The sequence below is a fragment of the Klebsiella sp. Q11 genome (assembly GCF_964241505.1).
GTDB classification, from domain to species: domain Bacteria; phylum Pseudomonadota; class Gammaproteobacteria; order Enterobacterales; family Enterobacteriaceae; genus Klebsiella; species Klebsiella michiganensis.
The window spans coordinates 39,978-62,978 of the sequence record NZ_CAXSXW010000012.1; the positions used below are offsets into that span (position 1 = coordinate 39,978).

Here is a 23,001-nt window from a genome sequence, read left to right on the forward strand (position 1 = left end):
GTGAATTGTTGTCTAATGTTAATTGCTTGATAATATTGTTTTTATTCTTCTACTTCCGCACTGACCTGTATATTGCGCCCGGCAAAAGCCGCGCGCAAGCGGCGCGCAAAATCCAGCGCGTGCTCGCCGTCGCCGTGCAGGCAGACGGTTTCCGCCACCACGTGCGCCCATTCGCCGGTGATGCTGCGCACCCGGCTGTGCTGCACCATTTCCAGGGTTTGCGCCAGCGACTGCTCTTCGCTCTCGATCAGCGCGCCGGGCTGGGTGCGCGGCACCAGGCTGCCGTCCGCCAGATAGCCGCGGTCGGCGAAGACCTCCTGGCGGGTGGTCAGCTGATAACGCTGTCCGGCGCGAATCAGCTCGCTGCCCGCCAGGCCTACCAGCACCAGACCCGCGTCAACGTCATATACCGCTTTGGCGATAGCGTCAGCAAGCTGCGGATCTTTTGCCGCCTGGTTATAGAGCATGCCGTGCGGCTTGACGTGCTGCAGCTCGCCGCCCTGCGCGCGCACTAGCGCCGCCAGCGCGCCGACCTGATACAGCGTTTGCGCATAAACCGTTTCCGGCGGCAGCTGCATCGCCGTACGGCCAAAATTTTCCCGGTCAGGAAAGCTGGGGTGCGCGCCCACCGCGACGCCATATTTCAGCGCTTCGCGGACGCACTGCAGCATCATCACCGCATCGCCCGCATGGAAACCGCAGGCGATATTGGCGGAAGAGACCAGCTGCAGCAGCGCGCTATCGTTGGCGCAGCCTTCGCCCAGGTCGGCGTTTAAATCAATCTTCATCGTTCAGTCTCCATGCCAGCTGTTCAAAATAACGTTGTCTGTCGGCGCGCGCCTTCAGCGCCTCCTCCAGGGAGCAGGGAACAAAGTGGATCGGCTGTCCCAGCGGGATCTGCGCCAGCTGGTACATATCGGCCTCGATAATGGTCGCGATGCGCGGATAGCCGCCGGTGGTCTGCGCGTCGTTCATCAGCACGATGGGCTGGCCGTTATGCGGAACCTGTACCACGCCGGGCAGCAGGCCGTGCGAAAGCATCTCGCGGTCGGTCGTCCGCTTCAGCGGTTGCCCCTGCAGGCGATAGCCCATGCGATTGCTCTGCGGGCTAAGCTGCCACGGCGAGCGCCAGAACGTGTCCTGCGACACGCTATCAAACTCCTGGTACTCGGGCCCGGGCAGCGCGCGGATGCGGTTGCCGATGGGGAGCTGCTTCACGCCGCGCGGCCCGCGGAACTGCTTATCCGATTTCCCCAGCTTCAGCCGGTCTCCGTCCTGCAAACGTCGACCTTCCAGACCGCCAATCCCCACTTTCAGATCGGTGCTGCGCGAACCCAGCACCTTCGGCACCGCAATCCCCCCCGCCACCGCCAGGTAGCTGCGCACACCGTGCTGCGGGTTCTTGAGCACCAGATGCTGCCCGGCCTTGACCGCCGTTCGCCAGCCCACCCATACCGGCTCGCCATCGAGTTTCGCCTCGCAGGCGGCGCCGGTCAGCGCAAACCAGCCGCTGCGTTCAAACTGAATATCCACCTGACCCAGCGTTATCTCCAGCGCCGCGGCGTTAGCGCCGTTACCCACCAGCAGATTAGCGGTGACCAGCGCCGGCTTATCCATAGCGCCACAGCGGCTGATGCCCAGCTGACGCAGCCCTTCACGCCCGCCGTCCTGCACCGAGGTATACATTCCGGCGCGGATAATTTTTAACATACGCCCTCCTTTTGCGGCACGAAACGCACTCTGTCGCCGGAACGCAGCAGCACCGGCTCCTTGCGCTTCGGATCAAACAGCGCCAGCGGCGTACGCCCCAGCAGCTGCCATCCCCCCGGCGTCGCCAGCGGATAGATCCCGGTTTGCGCCCCGCCAATACCGACGGACCCGGCGGGTACCAGCAGGCGCGGCTCAGCCCGTCGCGGCATCGCCAGCTGCTCCGGCAGGCCGCCGAAGTACGGGAACCCCGGCTGGAAGCCGAGGAACCACACCACGTACTCCACCGACGAATGCAGCTCAACCACCTGCTTTTCGCTCAGGCCGCTGTGGCGGGCAATTTCTCCCAGATCCGGTCCGTATTCGCCGCCATAAACTACCGGGACCGAGACCTCCCGCGATTCCGGTTCGAGCGTATCGCACTCCTCCCACCAGAGCTGCAGGCGCTCAATCGCGTCCCACGCCGTCTGCTGCGGGTTGCGCAATATCACGGTAATGTTGTTCATGCCCGGGATGGCTTCCACCACCTCGGTATGGCCTACCAGCCGCTGGGCTAACCGCCAGATCCGCTTCTGGCTTTCCAGCGTCACCGGAGGCTCAAGCTCCAGTACGACTGCCGTTTCACCTAATAAATAACAACGCGCTCGCTGCACTTTTGCCTCCGTTCATCAGGCCGGGTTCGGGATATCAATAAACGTGACGTCCAGTTCGGTATTTTCCGTCAGCCATTCGCTTAACGCGCGAATGCCGCCGCGCTCGGTGGCATGGTGCCCGGCGGCGTAGAAATGCAGCCCCTGCTCGCGCGCCGAGTGTATGGTTTGCTCTGAAACTTCACCGGTAATAAACGCATCGACGCCAAAGCGGGCCGCGCTGTCGATAAAGCTTTGCCCACCGCCGGTGCACCAGGCCACGCGGGCGACTTTATCCGGCCCGGTGTCGCCGCACCACAGCGGTTTGCGACCCAGCCGCGCTTCAATCCATGAAGCCAGCTCCAGGCCCGATACCGCCATCGACAGTTCGCCCCACGGTACCAGCGGTTCAATTTCCCCCATCACATTGATGCCGAGCAGCGACGCCAGCTGAGCGTTATTGCCCAGTTCCGGGTGAGCGTCGAGCGGCAGGTGCCAGCCATAGAGGTTAATGTCGTTAGCCAGCAGCGTTTTGAGGCGATTGCGCTTCATGCCGCGAATGACCGGCGATTCGCCTTTCCAGAAGTAGCCGTGATGGACGATCACCGCATCGGCCTCCAGGCGGACGGCTTCATCCAGCAGCGCCTGGCTGGCGGTCACGCCGGTGACGACTTTTTGTATCGTTTCGCGCCCTTCCACCTGGAGCCCGTTGGGGGCGTAATCACTGATGGCCGCGCTATTGAGTTTTTCATTAATCAGTTGTTCCAGTTCACTATTTTTCATTGCCGTTCCACCAGGTCATCGTTCTATGCAGAGGAATAACATAACGGTATCCGTCCGGTCAGTCGATAGTTCTGCCGCTTCGCCGTCCATTTTGACTTTTCGCGAAATCCCGCAATTTGTCTACTCCCTCGTTCGCGCATTCGTGTATATTTATGCACTATTACAGCATATTAAATAACCAGAAAGCCCATAAGGCCATGAATATCGCTAGTTAATGGCTATTCATGCAGAAAGATCGACTTTCTTTTTTACGGCAGGACAAGGCATTACATGAACACACAATCCTCACAGCCGCGGGCGATTTATTACGTCGTCGCGCTGCAAATCTGGGAATATTTCAGTTTTTACGGCATGCGCGCGCTGCTGATTCTTTATCTCACCAACCAGCTCAAGTATGACGATAATCATGCTTATGCGCTGTTCAGCGCCTACTGTTCTTTAGTCTACGTCACGCCGATTCTCGGCGGCTTCCTGGCCGATAAGCTGTTGGGCAACCGCATGGCGGTGATGCTCGGCGCGTTGCTGATGGCCATCGGCCATCTGGTGCTCGGCGCCAGCGAAATCGCCCCTACCTTCCTCTATCTGTCGCTGGCGATTATTGTCTGCGGCTACGGGCTGTTTAAATCCAACGTCAGCTGCCTGCTCGGCGAGCTGTATGAACCCACCGACCCGCGCCGCGACGGCGGTTTTTCGCTGATGTACGCGGCGGGTAACGTCGGGTCTATCATTGCGCCAATCGCCTGCGGCTACGTGCAGGAGGAGTACAGCTGGGCGATGGGCTTCGCGCTGGCGGCCGTCGGCATGATCGCCGGGCTGGTGATTTTCCTCAGCGGCAATCACCATTTCCGCCACACCCGGGGCGTCAATCGCGAAGCGCTGCGGGCGCGGAGTTTCGTCTTACCAAACTGGGGCTGGCTGCTGGTGCTGCTGATCGCCGCGCCGCTGCTGATCACCGTGCTGTTCTGGCAGGAGTGGTCGGTTTACGCGCTGATTGTGGCGACGGTTATCGGCCTGGCGGTACTGACGCGGATCTACCTGCGGGCGGAGACCGCCAGGCAGCGTAAAGAGCTGCGGCTGATTATGGTGCTCACCTGCTTCAGCCTGCTGTTCTGGGCCTTTGCGCAGCAGGGCGGCAGCTCCATCAGCCTCTATATCGACCGTTTTGTTAATCGCCATTTTATGGGCTATGAGATACCGACCGCGATGTTCCAGTCGGTGAACGCCTTTGCGGTGATGCTCTGTGGGGTGGTGCTGGCGTGGCTGGTGAAGGAGAATATTAACGGCAACCGTACCGTGCGCATCTGGGGCAAATTCGCGCTGGGCCTCGGCCTGATGAGCGCCGGTTTCTGTATCCTGACCCTCAGCGCACGCTGGTCGGCGGCTTACGGCCAATCTTCAATGCCGCTGATGGTGCTGGGCCTGGCGGTGATGGGCTTCGCCGAGCTGTTTATCGACCCGGTGGCGATGTCGCAGATTACCCGTATTGAGATCCCCGGCGTGACCGGGGTGCTGACCGGTATTTATATGCTGCTCTCCGGCGCTATCGCTAACTATCTGGCAGGCGTGATTGCCGATCAAACCTCGCAGGGGTCGTTCGACGCCGCCGGGGCCGTCAACTACTCGATCAACGCCTACATTGAGGTGTTCAGCCAGATAACCTGGGGCGCGCTGGCCTGCGTCGGCCTGGTGCTGGCTATCTGGCTGTATCACGCCGTTAAGATCCGGACTCGTCGCCTGGCGATGGAGTCTTAAGCTCTCTGGCGGCTTCCCAGGCCGCCAGCGTCGCCAGCCGCGCCTGCTTGTGGTCAACAATCGGGCGCGGATAATCCAGCGTTACGCCCTGTTTCTCCGCCCACAGCCACGGTTGATGCACCGCTTTTTCAGGTACCCCGGCCAGCTCCGGCAGCCATTGACGAATAAACTGCCCCGCTTTGTCGAAGCGCTCTCCCTGGGTCGTCGGGTTAAAAATACGAAAATAGGGCGCGGCATCGGTACCCGTTGAAGCCGCCCACTGCCAGCCGCCGTTATTCGCCGCCAGATCGCCATCAATAAGCTGTTCGATAAAGTAGCGCTCGCCCAGCCGCCAGTCGATGCGCAGGTCTTTTACCAGAAAACTGGCGACAATCATCCGCAGGCGGTTATGCATCCAGCCGGTCGCATTAAGCTGACGCATTGCGGCGTCGACAATCGGGAAGCCGGTTTGCCCGCGCTGCCAGGCCTGAAGCGCGGATTTATCGTCCAGCCACGCCACGTTATCGGTCCAGTCGATAAAAGGCCGCCCCTTACATAAGTTTGGGTAGTAAACCATCAGGTGACGATAAAACTCGCGCCAGATAAGCTCGTTGAGCCATACCGATCCGGCTTCGCCATCCAGCGCCCGCGGCTGCTCAACCCGCAAACGGTGCAGGCACTGGCGCGGTGAGAGCGCGCCCACCGCCAGGCACGGCGACAGTCGGCTGGTCCCCTCGATGGCGGGAAGATCGCGCTGCTGCTCATAGTCGGCGGCCTTTTGCTGGCAGAAGCCGCGAAGCCGGGCGATGGCGCTTTTTTCATCCGCGGCGAACAGCTCGCTATCAAATGGCGTCTGCGGATAATCTATTTTCACTTCAGTCGCCGCAGCGATGGGCCCGCCCGCGCGGACTTGCGGCGCGGCGACGCACTCCGGCAGCGCTTCCTGCAAACGGCGAATAAAGGCATTTTTAAACGGCGTAAAGACCTTATACATTTCACGACTGCCGGTCAGTACGCTGCCCGGCGGCAGCAGAACGCTGTCATCAAAGCCCTGACAGGTCACCTCCGCTAAGGTTTTCTCCACCGCCGTATCGCGCTGGCGTTCATTGATTTCGTACTGGTAGTTATAAAACAGATGGGTCACCTGCCGCTGCCGGCAAATGCTGGCGAGCAGCGCCACGCTGGCGGTGAAATCTGCGGCATGTTCAATCTGCAGCGGGATCCCCTTTTCGGCCAGCGCCGCTTGCAGGCTGTGAAGGTGGCTGACCATAAACGCCGCCTGGCGCGGCGCCATACCGTGCTGGCGCCATTGCCCTGGCGTGGCGATAAATAATCCCAGCACCTCGGCATCGGGATCGCGGCAGGCGGCGGCGAGCGCCAGGTTATCGTGGATGCGCAAATCCGCGCGAAACCAGACCAGATGGGTGGCCATAGCATTCCTTTCATCATGAAAATTGATAAGTTCGACTTATATTTAACCCTCCCGCAGGCTTAACCTTCGGGGAGTGAATAAGTGTAAGCCACTCATGGCAAAAAAAAACCGCCGGGTAAACCGGCGGCATGATGATAAGGCAATCTGTTGGCACGCTGTGTCGGGGAAAACAGGGTAAATAAACCAGGATATCAAGCCATTAGCCCGTTTTCGCAGCGCGCGCCCGCTGAGCCATAAACCGTTATTAATAAAAATCTGCGGAGACTTTTTCAGCCTGCGCCAGCCATACCGGCTGTTCGCTGGTTTTCGCCCACACGCGGTGCAGCCAGCTGTAAAAACGGGCGCGATCTTTCCAGAACAGCATTACCGGCAGCGCCAGCACGCCAGCCGCTACGGCGAAAGCGCGACGCGCAAAGATGATATGAGCAGGATAAGTTTTGTACAACGCCATAATTTCTCTCCCCTTTGTCAGGCCGGCAAGCAAAGCCGGTAAAATTAATCTGTTTCTCTGCTTAAAATAGTACCGCTTTGGCTGTAATTTTACTACTCATCCGACCACTAAAAAGCACGTATTTAGCCTTTATTTACATTCACCCGGTAACTTAGTTACAAAAAAGTTAAATTAATACTAACCATTAGTTAAATTGTGGTCTTGGCGATTTTTATATTTTTTTTACACCCCCGCCGCTGATTTTTGCGAAATCTTTGCGCCCGACTGCCTATTCTCCTCGTAAATCAAAAAGACACCCGGAGGTGGATTGTGAGTGCAGGCGTAATCGCTGGCGTAGCGCTGGTGTTCCTGTTGCTGGTTTATCTGGTTTATGCCCTGATACACGCGGAGGCATTCTGATGGCCGCTCAAGGATTTTTACTCATCGCGAGCTTTATTCTGCTGCTGATGATCCTGGCTCGTCCGCTGGGCACGGCGCTGGCGACGATGATCAATGATGCCCCGCTACCGGGCCTGGCCGGCATCGAACGCGGTTTATGGCGGGCGGCGGGCATTCGTTCGCAGGAGATGAACTGGTATCAATATTTATTCGCTATTCTGCTGTTTAACGCGCTGGGTCTGCTGGTCCTGTTCACGCTGCTGATGTTCCAGGGCTCGCTGCCGCTCAATCCGCAGCACCTGCCCGGCCTGTCCTGGGACCTGGCGCTGAATACGGCGGTGAGCTTTGTCAGCAACACCAACTGGCAGGCCTATGCCGGTGAAACCACCATGAGTAGCCTTAGCCAGATGGCCGGGCTGGCGGTGCAAAACTTCCTCTCCGCCGCCACCGGCATCGCGGTGATCTTTGCCCTTACCCGCGCTTACGCCCGGCAGAAAGTCAGCACACTGGGCAACGCCTGGGTCGATCTGACCCGCATCACCCTCTGGCTGCTGCTGCCCATTTCGCTGCTCATCGCGCTGTTCTTTATTCAGCAGGGCGTGCCGCAGAGTTTTTCCCCGAATCAGGGCTTTACCTCGCTTGAAGGGGTGCGCCAGATGCTGCCGATGGGGCCGGTGGCTTCACAGGAAGCGATCAAAATGCTGGGTACTAACGGCGGCGGCTTCTTTAACGCCAACTCAGCGCATCCGTTTGAAAACCCAACCGCGCTGACCAACCTGGTGCAGATGCTGGCGATCTTTCTCATCCCGGCGGCGCTGTGCTTCGCTTTCGGCGAGGTGGTGGGCGATCGCCGTCAGGGACGGGCCATTCTATGGGCGATGACGCTCATCTTCATCGTCTGCGTGGCGGTAGTGATGTGGGCGGAAACCCGCGGTAACCCGCATCTGCTGAGCCTTGGCGCCGACAGCAGTATCAATATGGAAGGCAAAGAGAGCCGGTTCGGTATTCTCGCCAGCAGCCTGTTTGCCGTGGTCACCACCGCCGCGTCCTGCGGGGCGGTCAACGCCATGCACGACTCCTTTACCGCGCTGGGCGGAATGGTCCCCATGTGGCTGATGCAGATAGGCGAAGTGGTCTTCGGCGGCGTCGGCTCGGGTCTGTACGGCATGCTGCTGTTCGTGATGCTGGCGGTATTTATCGCCGGGCTGATGATTGGCCGCACCCCGGAGTACCTCGGGAAGAAAATTGACGTCCGCGAAATGAAAATGATTGCGCTGGCGATCCTCGTGACCCCAACGCTGGTGCTCCTCGGCACGGGGCTGGCGATGATGACCGAAGCCGGTCGCGCGGGCATGTTCAACCCCGGGCCACACGGCTTCAGCGAAGTGCTGTACGCCGTCACCTCGGCGGCCAACAACAACGGCAGCGCCTTTGGCGGCCTCAGCGCGGCGACGCCGTTCTGGAACCTGCTGCTGGCGTTCTGCATGCTGGTTGGCCGCTTCGCGGTCATTATCCCGGTGATGGCGATTGCCGGTTCGCTGGTAACGAAGAAAATTCAGCCCGCCGGCAGCGGCACGCTCGCCACCCATGACGCGCTGTTTATCGGCCTGCTGATCGGCACCGTGCTGTTGGTTGGCGCCCTGACCTTTATTCCCGCGCTGGCGCTCGGCCCGCTGGCGGAACACTTTTCCTTACTTTAAGCGATTGCGGAGCAACCTGTTATGAGTCGCAAATCATTAGCCCTGCTGGAGCCGACGCTGGTGCGTCAGGCCCTGCTGGACGCCGTGAAAAAACTGAGCCCTGCCGTACAGTGGCGTAACCCGGTGATGTTTATCGTCTGGATTGGCAGTCTGCTCACCACCCTGCTGGCTCTTGCCATGGCAAGCGGGCAGATCGCCGGCAGCGCCGGATTTACCGCCGCCGTGAGTCTCTGGCTGTGGTTCACCGTCCTGTTCGCCAACTTCGCCGAAGCGATGGCGGAAGGCCGCAGTAAAGCGCAGGCTAACAGCCTCAAAGGGGTCAAAAAGACCGCCTTTGCCCGTAAGCTGCGCGCGCCGCAGCACGATGCGCAAATTGACCACGTCCCCGCCGAAGAGCTGCGTAAAGGCGACGTGGTGCTGGTCGAGGCGGGGGATATTATTCCCTGCGATGGCGAAGTTATCGAAGGCGGCGCGTCGGTGGATGAGAGCGCCATTACCGGTGAATCCGCGCCGGTTATCCGCGAGTCCGGCGGCGACTTCGCCTCAGTGACCGGCGGGACGCGTATTCTCTCCGACTGGCTGGTGATCCGCTGCAGCGTCAACCCCGGCGAAACCTTCCTTGACCGGATGATCGCCATGGTTGAAGGCGCCCAGCGCCGCAAGACGCCGAACGAAATCGCGCTGACTATCCTGCTTATCGCCCTGACCCTGGTGTTCTTGCTGGCCACCGCCACCATCTGGCCCTTCTCCGCCTGGAGCGGTAACCCGGTCAGCGTCACGGTGCTGGTGGCGCTGCTGGTGTGCCTGATCCCCACCACTATCGGCGGCCTGCTGTCGGCCATCGGCGTCGCCGGGATGAGCCGCATGCTCGGCGCGAACGTGATCGCCACCAGCGGCCGCGCGGTTGAAGCGGCGGGCGACGTTGACGTCCTGCTGCTGGACAAAACCGGCACCATTACCCTCGGCAACCGCCAGGCTTCGGCATTCCTGCCTGCGCAGGGCGTGGAAGAGAAAACCCTTGCCGATGCCGCCCAGCTGTCGTCGCTGGCCGACGAAACGCCGGAAGGCCGCAGCATCGTGGTGCTGGCAAAACAGCGCTTTAATCTGCGCGAGCGCGATCTGCAATCGCTGCATGCCACCTTCGTGCCGTTTACCGCCCAGACCCGGATGAGCGGCATCAACATCGACCAGCGGATGATCCGCAAAGGTTCCGTGGATGCCATTCGCCGCCACGTTGAGGCCAACGGCGGCCACTTCCCGGCCGACGTCGATAAACAGGTTGAAGACGTGGCGCGTCTTGGCGCTACGCCGCTGGTGGTCGCCGAAGGCGAACGCGTGTTGGGGATTATCTCGCTGAAAGATATCGTCAAAGGCGGCATCAAAGAGCGTTTTGCCCAGCTGCGTAAAATGGGGATTAAGACGGTGATGATCACCGGCGATAACCGCCTGACCGCCGCCGCTATCGCCGCGGAAGCGGGCGTGGACGACTTTCTCGCCGAAGCGACGCCGGAGGCCAAGCTGGCGTTGATCCGCCAGTATCAAGCGGAAGGACGGCTGGTGGCGATGACCGGCGACGGCACCAACGACGCCCCGGCGCTGGCGCAGGCCGACGTGGCGGTCGCGATGAACTCCGGTACCCAGGCGGCGAAAGAGGCGGGCAATATGGTGGATCTCGACTCTAACCCCACCAAACTGATCGAGGTCGTACATATCGGTAAACAGATGCTGATGACCCGCGGTTCGTTAACCACTTTCAGTATCGCCAACGACGTGGCGAAGTACTTTGCCATCATTCCGGCCGCCTTTGCCGCCGTCTATCCGCCGCTGGCGATGCTTAACGTGATGCATCTGCACTCGCCTTCTTCGGCGATCCTGAGCGCGGTGATTTTTAATGCGCTGATTATCATCTTCCTGATCCCGCTAGCGCTGAAGGGCGTGAGCTATAAGCCGCTGACGGCCTCGGCGATGCTGCGCCGCAACCTGTGGGTCTACGGCCTGGGCGGACTGCTGGTGCCCTTTATCGGTATCAAAGCGATCGACCTGTTATTGACCCTGACCGGGCTGCTGTGAGGAAAAAACCATGTCATTCATTCGTCCTGCTGTTGTGCTGTTTATTCTGTTAACGCTGCTCACCGGCGGCGTCTATCCGCTGTTAACCACCGCGCTGGGACAGTGGTGGTTCCCGCAGCAGGCCAACGGCTCGCTGGTGCGGATTGACGGCGAAGTGCGCGGTTCCCGCCTTATCGGGCAGAACTTTACCGCGCCGGGCTACTTCCAGGGCCGCCCTTCCGCGACGGCGGAGATGCCGGATAACCCGCTGGCGTCCGGCGGCAGCAACCTCGCCGCCAGCAATCCGGCGCTGGACAAAGCCATCAGCGAACGGGTGCAGGCCCTGCGCGCCGCCAATCCGGACGCCAGCGCAACGGTTCCGGTGGAGCTGGTGACCGCCTCGGCGAGCGGACTGGATTACAGTCTGACGCCTGCCGCCGCTCTGTGGCAGGCGCCGCGCGTCGCCAAAGCGCGCCAGCTTAGCGTGGAGCAGGTCACGCAGCTGGTGAACGAGGCAACGCAAAAACCGTTGCTCAGTTTTCTCGGCCAACCTGTGGTAAATATACTGCAGCTGAATATGTCGCTGGATGCCCTGAAGGATAAGTAAAAATGAGTGACGAGCCGCTGCGTCCGGACCCTGACCGCCTGCTGCAACACGCCGCCGCCCCGCATCGCGGTAAGCTAAAGATATTTTTTGGCGCCTGCGCCGGGGTCGGTAAAACCTGGGCGATGCTGGCGGAAGCGCAGCGGCTGCGCGCCCAGGGGCTGGATATTCTGATTGGCGTGGCGGAAACCCACGGACGCAAAGAGACGGCGGCGATGCTTGAGGGACTCAGTACCCTGCCCCAGCGCCGCCTTTCCCACCGCGGGCGCTACGTAAAGGAGTTTGACCTTGACGGCGCGCTGGCCCGTCGCCCGGCGCTGATTCTGGTCGATGAGCTGGCGCACAGCAACGCGCCCGGCTCGCGTCATCCTAAACGCTGGCAGGACGTCGAAGAGCTGCTGGAAGCCGGCATTGACGTATTCACCACCGTTAACGTCCAGCACCTCGAGAGCCTGAACGATGTCGTCAGCGGCATCACCGGCGTGCAGGTTCGCGAAACCGTCCCGGATCCGTTTTTCGACGCCGCCGACGATGTGGTGCTGGTGGACCTGCCCCCCGACGATCTGCGTCAGCGGCTCAATGAGGGAAAAGTCTATATCGGCGGCCAGGCCGAGCGGGCCATCGAGAACTTCTTTCGCAAGGGCAACCTTATCGCCCTGCGCGAGCTGGCGCTGCGCCGTACCGCCGATCGGGTCGATGAGCAGATGCGCGCCTGGCGCGACCGTCAGGGCCAGGAAAAAGTCTGGCATACCCGCGACGCCATTTTGCTGTGCATCGGCCATAACACCGGCAGCGAAAAGCTGGTCCGCGCCGCCGCCCGGCTGGCGGCCCGGCTGGGGAGCGTCTGGCATGCGGTGTATGTTGAAACCCCCTCTCTGCACCGCCTGCCGGAGACAAAACGGCGGGCGATTCTCGCCGCGCTCAGGCTGGCGCAGGAGCTGGGCGCGGAAACCGCCACCCTCGCCGATCCTTCGGAAGAGAAGGCCGTCCTCCACTACGCCCGCGAACATAATCTCGGCAAGATAGTGATTGGCCGCCAGCAGAAAAGGCGCTGGTGGGATCGCAGCGGCTTCGCCGATCGCCTGGCCCGTCACGCGCCGGATCTCGACCTGGTGGTGATCGCGCTGGATGAAAAGGCCGCCTCCCTGCCGGCGCGCGCCAGCGATAGCCGGACGGCGATGGAAAAATGGCGTTTGCAGTTTCAGGGGTGCGTCGTCGCCATCGCCCTGTGCGCGGTTATTACCGTCGTCGCCATGCAGTGGCTGATGGCCTTTGAGGCCGCCAACCTGGTGATGCTGTACCTGCTCGGCGTGGTGATTATCGCCCTTCTGTACGGCCGCTGGCCGTCGGTACTGGCGACGGTGATTAACGTGGTCAGCTTCGATCTGTTTTTTGTCGCGCCGCGCGGAACGCTGGCGGTTTCTGACGTGCAGTATCTGCTGACCTTTGGCGTGATGCTGACCGTCGGACTGCTTATCGGCAACCTCACCGCCGGCGTACGCTACCAGGCGCGGGTGGCGCGCTATCGCGAACAGCGCACCCGGCATCTGTACGAAATGTCAAAAGCGCTGGCGGTGGGCCGCAGTCGTGAAGATATCGCCGCCACCAGCGAGCGGTTTATCGCCTCAACGTTTCAGGCGCGCAGCCAGCTGCTGCTGCCCGATGAAACATTAAGACTCACGCCGCTGACGCAGCCCGCGGCGGCAATCACCTGGGATGACGCGATTGCCCGCTGGAGCTTTGATAAAGGCCAACCCGCCGGCGCGGGCACCGATACGCTTCCCGGAGTGCCCTACCAGATCCTGCCGCTGAAAAGCGCCACCCGCACCTGGGGACTGCTGGTCGTGGAGCCGGCCAACCTGCGCCAACTGATGATCCCCGAACAGCAGCGCCTGCTGGAAACCTTCACCCTGCTGGTCGCCAGCGCGCTGGAACGGCTGGCGCTCACCGCCAGCGAAGAGCAGGCCCGGCTGAACAGCGAACGGGAAAGCCTGCGCAACTCGCTGCTGGCGGCGCTGTCCCACGATCTACGGACTCCGCTTACGGTGCTATTTGGCCAGGCGGAGATCCTGACGCTCGATCTCGCCAGCGAAGGATCGAAGCACGCGCCGCAGGCCAACGAGATACGCCAGCACGTGCTCAATACTACCCGCCTGGTGAATAATCTGCTGGATATGGCGCGGATCCAGTCCGGCGGCTTTAATTTGCATAAAGAGTGGTTAACCCTGGAAGAGGTCGTCGGCAGCGCGCTGCGTATGCTGGAGCCGGGACTCGGCGGGCGGCATATTCAGCTTGCGCTGCCGGACCCGCTGCTGCTGGTTCACGTCGACGGTCCGCTTTTTGAGCGGGTACTGATTAATCTTCTGGAAAATGCGGTGAAATACGCGGGAGCACAGGCGCAAATCGGCATTACCGCGGACGTCGATCCGCACACTTTAGTACTTGAGGTATGGGATAACGGACCGGGTATTCCCGCCGGGCAAGAACAGGCTATCTTTGATAAATTCGCTCGCGGCAATAAAGAGTCGGCGATCCCCGGCGTCGGGCTGGGGCTGGCCATTTGCCAGGCGATCGTTGAGGTGCACGGCGGGACCATTAGCGCCGCGACGCGCCCGCAGGGCGGCGCCTGCTTCCGTGTTACACTGCCGAGGGAAACGCCCCCCGAACTGGAAGAGTTAGCCGAGGAAATGTGATTAACGTTCTGATCGTTGAAGACGAAAATGCTATCCGCCGCTTTCTGCGCACCGCGCTGGAAGCCGACGGCATGCGCGTATTTGAAGCGGAGACCCTGCAGCGCGGGCTGATCGAAGCCGCGACCCGCAAGCCGGATTTAACCATTCTCGATCTTGGACTACCCGATGGTGACGGCAACGCGTTTATTCGCGAGGTTCGCCAGTGGAGCCAGATGCCGATTATCGTGCTGTCGGCGCGCACCGAGGAGCAGGACAAAATCGCCGCGCTTGACGCCGGTGCCGATGACTATCTCAGTAAACCCTTTGGTATTGGCGAGCTGCAGGCGCGGCTGAGGGTGGCGATGCGCCGCCATGCCGGCGCCCAGGCCGACGAACCGCGGGTGCGTTTTGCCGATATTGACGTTGATATCCCCGCCCGCCGCATCGTACGCGGCGATCAGGAGATCCACCTGACGCCGATTGAATTTCGCCTGCTGGCGGTACTGCTCAATAATCCCGGCAAGGTGCTGACCCAGCGGCAGCTGCTCAATCAGGTCTGGGGGCCGAATGCGGTGGAGCACAGCCACTATCTGCGCATTTATATGGGGCACCTGCGGCAAAAGCTGGAGGCCGATCCGGCGCGTCCGCAGCATTTGCTGACCGAAACGGGGATCGGCTATCGGTTTATGCCCTAGCCGTTGTCCCCGGCTCGCGCTTCGCTTAGCCGGGCTACAGGTCCGCCATCGTCTGCCAGGCGGTAGCCCGGACAGGCGCGTCAAGCGCCGCCTCCGGGAAAGGTGCCAGGCCTCATAAATCAACGCTGTTTCATCCCGGTGGCGCTGCGCTGACCGGGCTACGGGTTCACCGTCGACTGCAGGCCGGTAGCCCGGATAAGGCGTTTACGCCGCAATCCGGGGAAGGCAGGCGATTATTGTCCGTAGTAGGCCCCTGCCCCGTGTTTACGCAAATAGTGTTTATCCAGCAGCGTCGCAGAGACCGGCTGTTCGTCAATGCTCAGCTGGCGGGTCCACATATTCATATAGGCAATCTCCTCCAGCACCACCGCATTATGCACCGCGTTCGCCGGATCTTTTCCCCATGCAAACGGGCCGTGGCCGTGGACCAGCGCGGCGGGCACGCTGAGCGGATCGGTATGCTGCGCGCCCAGCGTTTCAATAATCACGTGACCGGTATTGGTTTCATAATCACCGCGGATTTCATCATCGCTGAGCGGGCGGGTACAGGGGATCGGCCCATAAAAATAGTCGGCGTGGGTGGTGCCCATCGCCAGCAGCGGCCTGCCCGACTGCGCCCAAATCGTCGCGTGGCGCGAATGGGTATGCACAATTCCGCCCACGCCGCTAAACGCCTTATACAGCTCCAGATGGGTCGGCGTATCCGACGAGGGCTTATAGCGCCCCTCCACCACCCTGCCGGTCGCCAGCTCCACCACCACCATATCCTCGGCCGTCATCACGGCGTATTCCACGCCGGAGGGTTTGATTACCACCAGCCCGGCCTCGCGATCGATACCGCTGACGTTGCCCCAGGTAAAGGTCACAAGATGAAATTTCGGCAGCGCCAGATTGGCGTCAAGAACCGCCTGCTTGAGGTTATCCAACATACTTCACTCCTGAATTCACAATGCCTTCATACTGAGGCGGGCGAAACGCCTGCTGGTGTTTATCCGTTAGCCACGCTTTAGCGTCGGCGATTCTCTCGCTGTCCCGCCCGTCATTTTTGGCCCACATCTCAATCAGCCAGGCGCCGCGATAGTTCAGCGCCGAGAGCGTACGAAATATCTCGGTAAAATCGACGCAGCCGGTCCCGAATGGTACATCGCGGAACTGCCCCAGCGAAGCGTGCGAAACGGGCTGGGTATCCTTCAAATGAATGGCGGTGATTTTATGAATGCCCTTCCTCAACTCTTCGGGAACGTCGTTTTGCCAGGCGCTTAAGTTGCCAACGTCCGGGTAGACGCAAAACCACGGACTGCAAACCTTCCGTTCGAGATCCAGCCAGCGGGAGATATTGCTCATAAAGGCAGTATCCATAATCTCCATCGACAGCATCACCTGCGCTTTCGCCGCTTCAGCCACCGCCCAGTTGATGCCCTCGATAAAGTATTCCCGGGTCTGCGCCGAAGAGGATTCGTAATAGACGTCATAGCCTGCCAGCTGGATGTTGCGAATGCCGACGTGGCTGGCAAAATCCAGCGCATCAAGCATCAGTTCCCGCGCCTTGAGCCGGGTATCGCGATTGACGCTACCAAAGGGATGGCTGCGGTGCGCGGAGAGGCACATGCTCGGCACATCAATGCCGCTGTTAATTTTGTCGGCCACGAACGCCAGCCGCTGTCCCCGGTTCCAGCGCAGCCTGGCCTGGCGCTCGGGGCTTTCGTCAACGGAGATTTCAATAAAATCAAACGCCAGGCCCGCCGCCATTTCGAAGCGTTTCGGCCAGTCCAGCGCCGCGGGGAGCGCTTTTTCGTAGATGCCAAGTCTGGGTTTCATTGCGCCGCTCCCGTCGCCATGGAGAGGCTTTGCGCGACCGCTAAGTAACGGGCGTAGCCTTCACGCAGCTGCTGATGCCGATTGCTGTCGGGTTGGTAGCAGACCACCTCGGGCTGCGTGGCGGCAATCGCTTCGCTGAAGTTAGCGTAGGCGCCGCTGCCGGCCGCGGCGCACAGCGCGGCGGCTCGACAGCCGGCCTGTTCGATATCCACCACTTCCAGCGGAAGATTGGCCGCATCGGCGTACATCTGCGTCCAGCCTCTCGACTGGCTCGGCCCGCCGGTAAAGCGAATTTTTTGAATATCCCGATTGAGTTCAATAATGCGGTCCTGATGCACCAGGTGAGAAAAAACGATGCCGCGATAGATGGCCGCAATAATATCCTTTTTCGTATGATGCCCCGCGAGGCCCACCAGCGCGCCGGGCAGATCCATCGCCAGATTGGAACCGAACAAATAGGGTAAAAAAATGAGGTTGCTGTCGGTATCTTGCGCAATCCAGCTTTCGAAATGGTCATAGCAGCGATCATCGTCAGGGAAAAACTGCTTCACAAACCAGGAGAGATTGCTCGCCGAAGTGGGGCTGCCCTCGTGAACGAAGTATTTGCCCGGAATGCAGTATTTCCCCCAGATGTAGGGAAAGTCGCTGGCAATAATGCTATCCGTCACCGAGGTGGCGATACTCCAGGTTCCGGCTACCGCGCTCAGGGTATCCGCCCGGTCAATGCCCGAGGAGACGGCGGAGGCCACCACGTCGAAAAAGCCGCCGAAAACCGGCGTCCCCGGGCACAAACCGCAATCCAGCGAGGCCTGCAGGGTAATGTGGCCCACGCAGTCCGTCGAGTTCACCACCGGCGCGGTTTTATCCGCCACTTCCTCAATGCCAAACAGCGCCATCATGTCGCGGTCATAGCGGGAGGTAAACTGGTTATAAAAATTGCTGCCGGAAATATTAGTGATCTCCGCCGTCGCCTCGCCGGTCAGGCGGAAACGAACGTAGTCGTGCACCATTAAAACGGCGTCGATCCTGTCGTAATTGGCCGGCTCATGCGCTTTCAGCCACGCCAGTAGCGACACCGGATGTCCGGTCCACAGCTGCTGCAATCCTTTTGGGTATGCCAGCTTGTCTATACCTTCGCGATACCATTTTTTGACAAACGCCAGCGCCCGAGTATCGGATGAGATAATCCCGTTGCGCACCGGCTCGCCTTTTTTGTCAATCGCGTAGAGCCCTTTGCCGTGCGAGGAGAAACCGATCCCGCCGATGCTTAGCGGCGGCACCTGGCTTTCATACAGCGCTTTTTTTATCACGCTGCAAACGCTGTCCCATAGCTCATGCATGTTCCGCTCGGTAAAGCCCGGCTGTTCGGATAATACCTGCGCATATTGCGACGCCACGTGAATCTCTTGCCCTAACTCATTATATATACCGGCTTTGGTGACCGTACCACCGATATCAACCCCGATAAAATTCATATCCCTTCGCCTCATATTTAAAATAAGTTAACGTCTGGCTGAGCTAATAAAGGTGGCGCCCCAAATAATAAGCCCTTTCACCACGTACTGAACGTAAGGTGAGATCCCCAGAAGGTTTAAACCATTATTCAGTACACCGAGCATCATGGCGCCAATCAGCGTGCCGATAATCATTCCGCGGCCGCCGGCAATGGATGCCCCGCCGAGCACCACGGCGGCAATGGCATCCAGTTCAAATCCGACGCCGGCATTCGGCTGTCCGCTCATCACCCGCGAGGTGAAAATAAGACCGGCAAAACTGGCGGTAAAACCGCTGATCACGTAAACCAGCAATTTATAATATTTCACCCGCAGGCCGCTCAGGCGCGCCGCTTCTTCATTGCCGCCGAGGGAATAAACATAGCGACCAAACGGCATATGATTCAGGACGATATAAAAGATGAGATATAAAACCACCATCAGAATAATAGGCACCTGAATACCGAACAGATATTCACGGCCCCAAAAAGCGAATGAATCCGGTAAGCCGGAGATGGGGTAGCCGCCGGTATAGATCAGCGCCAGCCCCTTCGCAATAATCATTGCCCCGAGGGTCACGATAATCGGCGGCATTTTACCGTAGGCGGTTAAAAAGCCGTTCAGCGCGCCAAAGGCGACGCCGGAACACAGGCCGATAAGAATGGCTAACCACGGATCTAAACCATAGTACTTCATTAATCCCGCCATTAGGGTACCGGCCAGGGCCATGACCGCGCCGACGGAGAGGTCGATCCCACCGGTCAGGATGGCAAAGGTCATCCCGATGGCAATGATGGCATTAATCGAGACCTGACGGGCGACGGTCGATAAGTTATCGACCGTTAAAAAGTAGTCATTAAAAATAGCCATACAGGAGAACAGGAGTACCAGACCAACAAACGGCAGGAACGCGGGCATTTTTAATAAACCATGGAGCATCTTTTTATTTTTATCAGGGGATGCGGCGGGCGCTAATGACACGTTTTCATTACTCATTTAATACTCCCTAAATAATATTACCGGCAGCGTGCAGCATAATCACAGTGGAATTGATTTGGTCGTTCTCGAGTTCGGCAACGATATTACCGTCGCGAAAAACCATTACCCGGTCGCTAACGCCAATCACCTCTGGTAGCTCAGATGAAATCATAATTATTGAAATACCCTGGGCGGTGAGGTCGCGCATAATCTGATAGATTTCTGATTTCGCTCCGACATCAATACCGCGAGTCGGTTCGTCAAAAATAAGAATATTGACATCATGATTTAACCAACGGGAAATAACGACTTTCTGCTGGTTACCGCCGCTCAACGTCCCCACCGCGGTCCCGGCATCCGGCGTTTTCACGCCAACGTGATTAATTAAACGCTCGGCGGTCAGGCGCTCTTCGTTATCGCGGATAAGCGAGAACTGGCAGGCGTGTTTGTTAAGCCAGATATTATCTTTGACCGAAAAAGGCAGCACCAGTCCCTGCGTTTTGCGGCTTTCCGGCAACAGACCAATGCCCAGACGCAGAGCCCGGTCGGTGGATTTTATCGTCACCTCTTTTCCGGCCAGCCGGACGCGCTTTTTGAAGCATTTATCCGCGCCGGTCAGGGCCAGGATCGCTTCGGAACGCCCCGACCCCACCAGCCCGGCGAGGCCCAGGATCTCCCCTTTGCGCAGCGTCAGTCGATTGAGCTGGCTACTCTCGGTAAGCTGAATTTCGGCCTCCAGCAGTATCTCATCATGCGCCAGCGTCCGCCGCTCGGGATAGATATTCTCCACCTCACGGCCGACCATCATCTGGATCATCTCAGCGATATCGATATTGTCGACCTTTGCCGACCCGATATATTTGCCGTCGCGGAGAATGCTCAGGCTGTCGCAGATCTCATATATCTCCTCAAGGTGGTGTGAGATAAAGAACATCCCGACGCCTTTGGCCTTTAAATCGCGCATCACGCGGAAAAGATGCTCCGCCTCGCTCGGGGTTAAGGTCGCTGTGGGTTCATCCAGAATGAGAATTCGCGCATCCAGCGACAGCGCTTTGGCAATTTCCACAAACTGCTGTTCGGCGACGCTGAGATGGCAAATTTGCTCATCGGGATCGAGGGTCACGCCAAGATCTTTAAAAATGCGTAACGCCTCGCGGCGCATCGCTTTACGATCTAGCAGGCCAAAACGATTTACCTTTTCGCGATTAAGGAAAATATTCTCATAAGCGTTCAGATAGGGAATAAGAGAAAACTCCTGAAAGATAATCCCTACGCCGCAGGCAATCGCGTCACGATAGTTATGAAAATGCTGCTGCTTACCGTCAATAAAAATATTACCGGCGTCAGGTTGATATATCCCGCACAGGATTTTCATTAACGTCGATTTACCCGCGCCGTTTTCACCTAATAAAGCATGCACCTCCCCTCGGCCAAGGGTGATATTGACATTATCCAGCGCCTTGACCCCGGGGAAGCTTTTACTGACGTTTTTGACTTCCAGTAAGCTGGGCATAAACATCGCTCCATAATGGCTCGATAAAATAGCGAGCCATACTTTAAGAAGAATCCGGCACGGCTCACCTGAATAAGCGAGAGCCGCTGTGGCGTAATAATGCGATTACCAGTGGAAATCTTTGGCGTTGGTTTTATCGATAAGTTTCACATCAACAGGGATCTCTTTAGGAATATTCGCCCCCCAATGTTTGGCCAGGGCAATACCTAAACCAATACGCAGCTGATCGCGCGGGAACTGAGCGGCGGTGGCAATAAACGGCGTATTACCTTTAGCAATTTCAGCGACCGCTTCCGGAGAACCATCAACGCTCACCAGCTTCACATCGCGCCCTGATGCCTGAATCGCCGCCAGAGCGCCGAGTGAGCCAACATCATTCACGCTAAAAATACCGTTGAGCGTCGGGTTGGATTGCAGCATATTTTCCGTCACGCTCATGGAGGTATCGCGCTCTTGTTTACCATTCAGTTTGGTAATCACTTTAATATTGGGATGCTTTTTCATCGCATCTTCAAAGCCGCGCACGCGCTCCAGAATAGGTACCACCGGAATCCCGTCGAGAATCGCTACGTTGCCTTTATCACCCAGCGCTTTGGCTAAGTGTTCTCCGGCAATAAAGCCCGCATCATAGTTTTTTGAACCGACAAAAGAATCGATCGGACCATTAGCCTGAGCATCTATCGCCACCACCACCACGCCGGCTTTTTTAGCGGCCAGTACGGCGGTTTCCGCACCGACGCTATCAGCCGGGTTAATCAGCAAAATATCTATTTTCTTTTGCAGCATATCCTCAACGTCGCTAATCTGCTTGGAAACATCATGCGCCGCATCCGCTGTATAGACGGTGGCGTTAATATCTTTTGCCGACTGCTCAAGCGACTCTTTCATGGTGACGAAATATTCGTTATTCAATTCCTGGAACGACATACCGATAGTCAAAGGTTTGGCATTAACGCAGGCAACCATGCTCATCGCAAGAAGTCCTGAGAGTATTGCTTTAGTCTTAAATTTTACAGGCATTCACTATCTCCTTATTGAGTAATGCGCTGAGAAATAAAATTTATTTATCAGCGTTTTCATGGTACGGATGCTGCCTGATATACTGAGCAATAAATACGCCGCTGGCAGATAGCCAGAAGCCACCGATATTGATCTCAGTTATCCCCATGATTGAAATCCAGTATTTAATGAACAGCCATCAGCGGTCATTTGCGTAATAATTAAAAATGGCGAACTTAACTAGTTAAAAAATTTATGGCTTAATGACGACCTTAATCGAATCGAGCGATTTAGCCATCTCAAAAGCGGCTTTCCACTCATCAATAGAATAGAAATGCGTCACCACGCCTTTGGCGGTCAGCAGACCGCGCGCAAAGAGATCGATGGCGATTTCATAGCTGTAAGGCCCCAGATGCGCGCCGCGGATATCCAGCTCTTTACGGTCGCCAATAATCGACCAGTCGGCGGTCGTTTCTTTACCAAACACGCTGAACTCAACGAAGCGTCCCAGCTTACGAATCATCTCCAGACCCTGGGTCACGCCGATAGGGGCGCCCGTCGCTTCGATATACACATCGCAGCCGTAACCATCGGTCATGGATTTTACGATAGCGATGGCGTCCTCTTGCGCCGCATTGATGACCACGTCGGCGCCAAACGCTTTCGCCAGCGCCAGGCGGTCGTCCATCGTGTCGATGACTACCAGTTTCTTCGGCGTTTTCAGATGAGCGACCTGCACCATACACAGCCCCAGCGGCCCGGCGCCGGCGATAACAACCACATCATCCAGTTCGATATCACCGCGGCGTACCGTGTGGATTGCGCAGGCCATAGGTTCGATCAGCGCGGCATCTTCTTCACTTAATGATTCAGGAATTTTGTGAATAATCGCCCGTTCGGAAAAACGCATATATTCAGCCATACCGCCATCGGCGACATCCTTCTGGAAACCGTAAATATCATGGGTTTCGCACATCCAGTATTTGCCGGTTTTACAGAAACGGCACTCATGGCAGGGGACAATCTGTTCAGCCAGGATGCGATCGCCAATTTTTAATTGATATTTTTCAGCGGAGCCCGGGCCTAATTCGGCAACCCGACCGTAAAACTCATGGCCGGGCACCACCGGCGTTTTCACCCACGGATTATCGCCCCAGAACATCGGCGCGCCGTCCTGGGCCTTGCAGTCGCCGGCGCAGATTCCACACCCGTCAACCTTAATGACCACTTCCTTTTCTTTGGCGACCGGGCGGGGAATCTTCTCAAAGCGATAATCCTGGGGACCATGGCAGACAACCGCTTTCATATCTTCAGGTAATTGTTCCATCGTAAACCTCTTTTTCGGATAAATAATGAAGAGGGATGGTAT

Annotated in this window: 20 protein-coding genes; 7 read left to right on the forward strand and 13 right to left on the reverse strand. The window is 58.3% G+C overall.

Features of this window, described 5'->3' with window-relative positions:
• Positions 1-41: 41 nt before the first annotated feature.
• Genes pxpA through ACESQ2_RS19370 form a run of 4 tightly spaced genes read right to left on the reverse strand, consistent with a single transcriptional unit; the run spans position 42 to position 3,119 of the window.
• The gene (gene pxpA / locus ACESQ2_RS19355) at positions 42-788 is read right to left on the reverse strand and encodes a 5-oxoprolinase subunit PxpA (protein ID WP_004848906.1); all 747 of its coding nucleotides are present in this window, start codon (positions 786-788) and stop codon (positions 42-44) included.
• On the reverse strand, positions 778-1,710 hold the full coding sequence (gene pxpC / locus ACESQ2_RS19360; protein WP_009651642.1) for a 5-oxoprolinase subunit PxpC: 933 nt from the start codon (positions 1,708-1,710) through the stop codon (positions 778-780). Before pxpC ends, pxpA begins: the two co-directional genes overlap by 11 nt.
• Positions 1,704-2,360: a 5-oxoprolinase subunit PxpB gene (gene pxpB / locus ACESQ2_RS19365; protein WP_004848901.1), complete on the reverse strand. Its 657-nt coding sequence runs from the start codon at positions 2,358-2,360 to the stop codon at positions 1,704-1,706. Before pxpB ends, pxpC begins: the two co-directional genes overlap by 7 nt.
• A 15-nt stretch (positions 2,361-2,375) precedes the next feature.
• Positions 2,376-3,119 (reverse strand): type 2 GTP cyclohydrolase I, encoded by a 744-nt coding sequence (locus ACESQ2_RS19370; protein ID WP_014228436.1) that lies wholly within the window; start codon positions 3,117-3,119, stop codon positions 2,376-2,378.
• Between the two features lie 270 nt (positions 3,120-3,389).
• Between ACESQ2_RS19370 and dtpD the strand changes: the two genes are divergently transcribed.
• Positions 3,390-4,871, forward strand: coding sequence for a dipeptide permease DtpD (dtpD, locus tag ACESQ2_RS19375; RefSeq protein ID WP_064375132.1), 1,482 nt, complete (start codon positions 3,390-3,392; stop codon positions 4,869-4,871).
• Here the strand turns inward: dtpD and phrB are convergent.
• Positions 4,834-6,282: a deoxyribodipyrimidine photo-lyase gene (phrB, locus tag ACESQ2_RS19380; RefSeq protein WP_224260094.1), complete on the reverse strand. Its 1,449-nt coding sequence runs from the start codon at positions 6,280-6,282 to the stop codon at positions 4,834-4,836. The two genes, dtpD and phrB, sit on opposite strands and share 38 nt — an antisense overlap.
• A gap of 244 nt (positions 6,283-6,526) precedes the next feature.
• Positions 6,527-6,733 carry a DUF2517 family protein gene (locus ACESQ2_RS19385; protein WP_004848892.1) on the reverse strand — a complete coding sequence of 69 codons (207 nt, stop codon included), beginning with the start codon at positions 6,731-6,733 and terminating at the stop codon, positions 6,527-6,529.
• A 309-nt stretch (positions 6,734-7,042) separates the two neighbouring features.
• On the opposite strand from ACESQ2_RS19385, the gene kdpF reads away from it, so the two are divergent.
• From kdpF to kdpE, 6 genes are read left to right on the forward strand one after another with little or no spacing between them, the layout of a single operon-like run.
• Positions 7,043-7,132, forward strand: a complete 90-nt coding sequence (gene kdpF / locus ACESQ2_RS19390) for a K(+)-transporting ATPase subunit F (RefSeq protein ID WP_009651669.1) — start codon at positions 7,043-7,045, stop codon at positions 7,130-7,132.
• A complete protein-coding gene (gene kdpA, locus ACESQ2_RS19395; RefSeq protein WP_373171122.1) occupies positions 7,132-8,811 on the forward strand; it encodes a potassium-transporting ATPase subunit KdpA in 1,680 nt (559 codons plus the stop codon). Before kdpF ends, kdpA begins: the two co-directional genes overlap by 1 nt.
• 21 nt (positions 8,812-8,832) lie before the next feature.
• Complete coding sequence (gene kdpB / locus ACESQ2_RS19400) at positions 8,833-10,881, forward strand: potassium-transporting ATPase subunit KdpB (RefSeq protein ID WP_046878545.1); 2,049 nt, start codon at positions 8,833-8,835, stop codon at positions 10,879-10,881.
• 10 nt (positions 10,882-10,891) lie between these two features.
• On the forward strand, positions 10,892-11,467 hold the full coding sequence (kdpC, locus tag ACESQ2_RS19405) for a potassium-transporting ATPase subunit KdpC (protein WP_004848885.1): 576 nt from the start codon (positions 10,892-10,894) through the stop codon (positions 11,465-11,467).
• Positions 11,468-11,469: 2 nt separating this feature from the next.
• Complete coding sequence (kdpD, locus tag ACESQ2_RS19410) at positions 11,470-14,157, forward strand: two-component system sensor histidine kinase KdpD (protein ID WP_224260096.1); 2,688 nt, start codon at positions 11,470-11,472, stop codon at positions 14,155-14,157.
• Positions 14,154-14,831 (forward strand): two-component system response regulator KdpE, encoded by a 678-nt coding sequence (kdpE, locus tag ACESQ2_RS19415; RefSeq protein WP_025106379.1) that lies wholly within the window; start codon positions 14,154-14,156, stop codon positions 14,829-14,831. The genes kdpD and kdpE overlap by 4 nt, the downstream gene beginning before the upstream one ends.
• Positions 14,832-15,064: 233 nt before the next feature.
• Here the strand turns inward: kdpE and araD are convergent, their stop codons facing one another.
• The 7 genes from araD to ACESQ2_RS19450 all read right to left on the reverse strand — a co-directional run bounded on the left by araD (position 15,065) and on the right by ACESQ2_RS19450 (position 22,959).
• Complete coding sequence (araD, locus tag ACESQ2_RS19420) at positions 15,065-15,760, reverse strand: L-ribulose-5-phosphate 4-epimerase (protein WP_025106380.1); 696 nt, start codon at positions 15,758-15,760, stop codon at positions 15,065-15,067.
• Positions 15,750-16,649 carry an L-ribulose-5-phosphate 3-epimerase gene (locus ACESQ2_RS19425; protein ID WP_046878547.1) on the reverse strand — a complete coding sequence of 300 codons (900 nt, stop codon included), beginning with the start codon at positions 16,647-16,649 and terminating at the stop codon, positions 15,750-15,752. Before ACESQ2_RS19425 ends, araD begins: the two co-directional genes overlap by 11 nt.
• Positions 16,646-18,124, reverse strand: a complete 1,479-nt coding sequence (locus ACESQ2_RS19430) for an FGGY-family carbohydrate kinase (RefSeq protein ID WP_046878548.1) — start codon at positions 18,122-18,124, stop codon at positions 16,646-16,648. The genes ACESQ2_RS19425 and ACESQ2_RS19430 overlap by 4 nt, the downstream gene beginning before the upstream one ends.
• Before the next feature lie 27 nt (positions 18,125-18,151).
• Entirely contained in the window at positions 18,152-19,081 is a 930-nt protein-coding gene (locus tag ACESQ2_RS19435; protein ID WP_046878552.1) for an ABC transporter permease, read from the reverse strand.
• A 67-nt stretch (positions 19,082-19,148) separates the two neighbouring features.
• The gene (locus tag ACESQ2_RS19440) at positions 19,149-20,633 is read right to left on the reverse strand and encodes a sugar ABC transporter ATP-binding protein (protein ID WP_004848870.1); all 1,485 of its coding nucleotides are present in this window, start codon (positions 20,631-20,633) and stop codon (positions 19,149-19,151) included.
• Between the two features lie 105 nt (positions 20,634-20,738).
• Entirely contained in the window at positions 20,739-21,605 is an 867-nt protein-coding gene (locus ACESQ2_RS19445; RefSeq protein ID WP_014228426.1) for an ABC transporter substrate-binding protein, read from the reverse strand.
• Between the two features lie 280 nt (positions 21,606-21,885).
• Entirely contained in the window at positions 21,886-22,959 is a 1,074-nt protein-coding gene (locus tag ACESQ2_RS19450) for an erythritol/L-threitol dehydrogenase (RefSeq protein ID WP_004848867.1), read from the reverse strand.
• Between the last annotated feature and the right edge of the window lie 42 nt (positions 22,960-23,001).

Bases quoted from the DNA above. Each gene is read 5' to 3' on its own strand.
- pxpA (WP_004848906.1), bottom strand. From the start codon at position 788: ATGAAGATTGATTTAAACGCCGACCTGGGCGAAGGCTGCGCCAACGAT.
- pxpC (WP_009651642.1), bottom strand. From the start codon at position 1,710: ATGTTAAAAATTATCCGCGCCGGAATGTATACCTCGGTGCAGGACGGC.
- ACESQ2_RS19370 (WP_014228436.1), bottom strand. From the start codon at position 3,119: ATGAAAAATAGTGAACTGGAACAACTGATTAATGAAAAACTCAATAGC.
- dtpD (WP_064375132.1), top strand. From the start codon at position 3,390: ATGAACACACAATCCTCACAGCCGCGGGCGATTTATTACGTCGTCGCG.
- phrB (WP_224260094.1), bottom strand. From the start codon at position 6,282: ATGGCCACCCATCTGGTCTGGTTTCGCGCGGATTTGCGCATCCACGAT.
- ACESQ2_RS19385 (WP_004848892.1), bottom strand. From the start codon at position 6,733: ATGGCGTTGTACAAAACTTATCCTGCTCATATCATCTTTGCGCGTCGC.
- kdpA (WP_373171122.1), top strand. From the start codon at position 7,132: ATGGCCGCTCAAGGATTTTTACTCATCGCGAGCTTTATTCTGCTGCTG.
- kdpB (WP_046878545.1), top strand. From the start codon at position 8,833: ATGAGTCGCAAATCATTAGCCCTGCTGGAGCCGACGCTGGTGCGTCAG.
- kdpC (WP_004848885.1), top strand. From the start codon at position 10,892: ATGTCATTCATTCGTCCTGCTGTTGTGCTGTTTATTCTGTTAACGCTG.
- kdpD (WP_224260096.1), top strand. From the start codon at position 11,470: ATGAGTGACGAGCCGCTGCGTCCGGACCCTGACCGCCTGCTGCAACAC.
- araD (WP_025106380.1), bottom strand. From the start codon at position 15,760: ATGTTGGATAACCTCAAGCAGGCGGTTCTTGACGCCAATCTGGCGCTG.
- ACESQ2_RS19425 (WP_046878547.1), bottom strand. From the start codon at position 16,649: ATGAAACCCAGACTTGGCATCTACGAAAAAGCGCTCCCCGCGGCGCTG.
- ACESQ2_RS19430 (WP_046878548.1), bottom strand. From the start codon at position 18,124: ATGAATTTTATCGGGGTTGATATCGGTGGTACGGTCACCAAAGCCGGT.
- ACESQ2_RS19435 (WP_046878552.1), bottom strand. From the start codon at position 19,081: ATGCTCCATGGTTTATTAAAAATGCCCGCGTTCCTGCCGTTTGTTGGT.
- ACESQ2_RS19440 (WP_004848870.1), bottom strand. From the start codon at position 20,633: ATGCCCAGCTTACTGGAAGTCAAAAACGTCAGTAAAAGCTTCCCCGGG.
- ACESQ2_RS19445 (WP_014228426.1), bottom strand. From the start codon at position 21,605: ATGAGCATGGTTGCCTGCGTTAATGCCAAACCTTTGACTATCGGTATG.
- ACESQ2_RS19450 (WP_004848867.1), bottom strand. From the start codon at position 22,959: ATGGAACAATTACCTGAAGATATGAAAGCGGTTGTCTGCCATGGTCCC.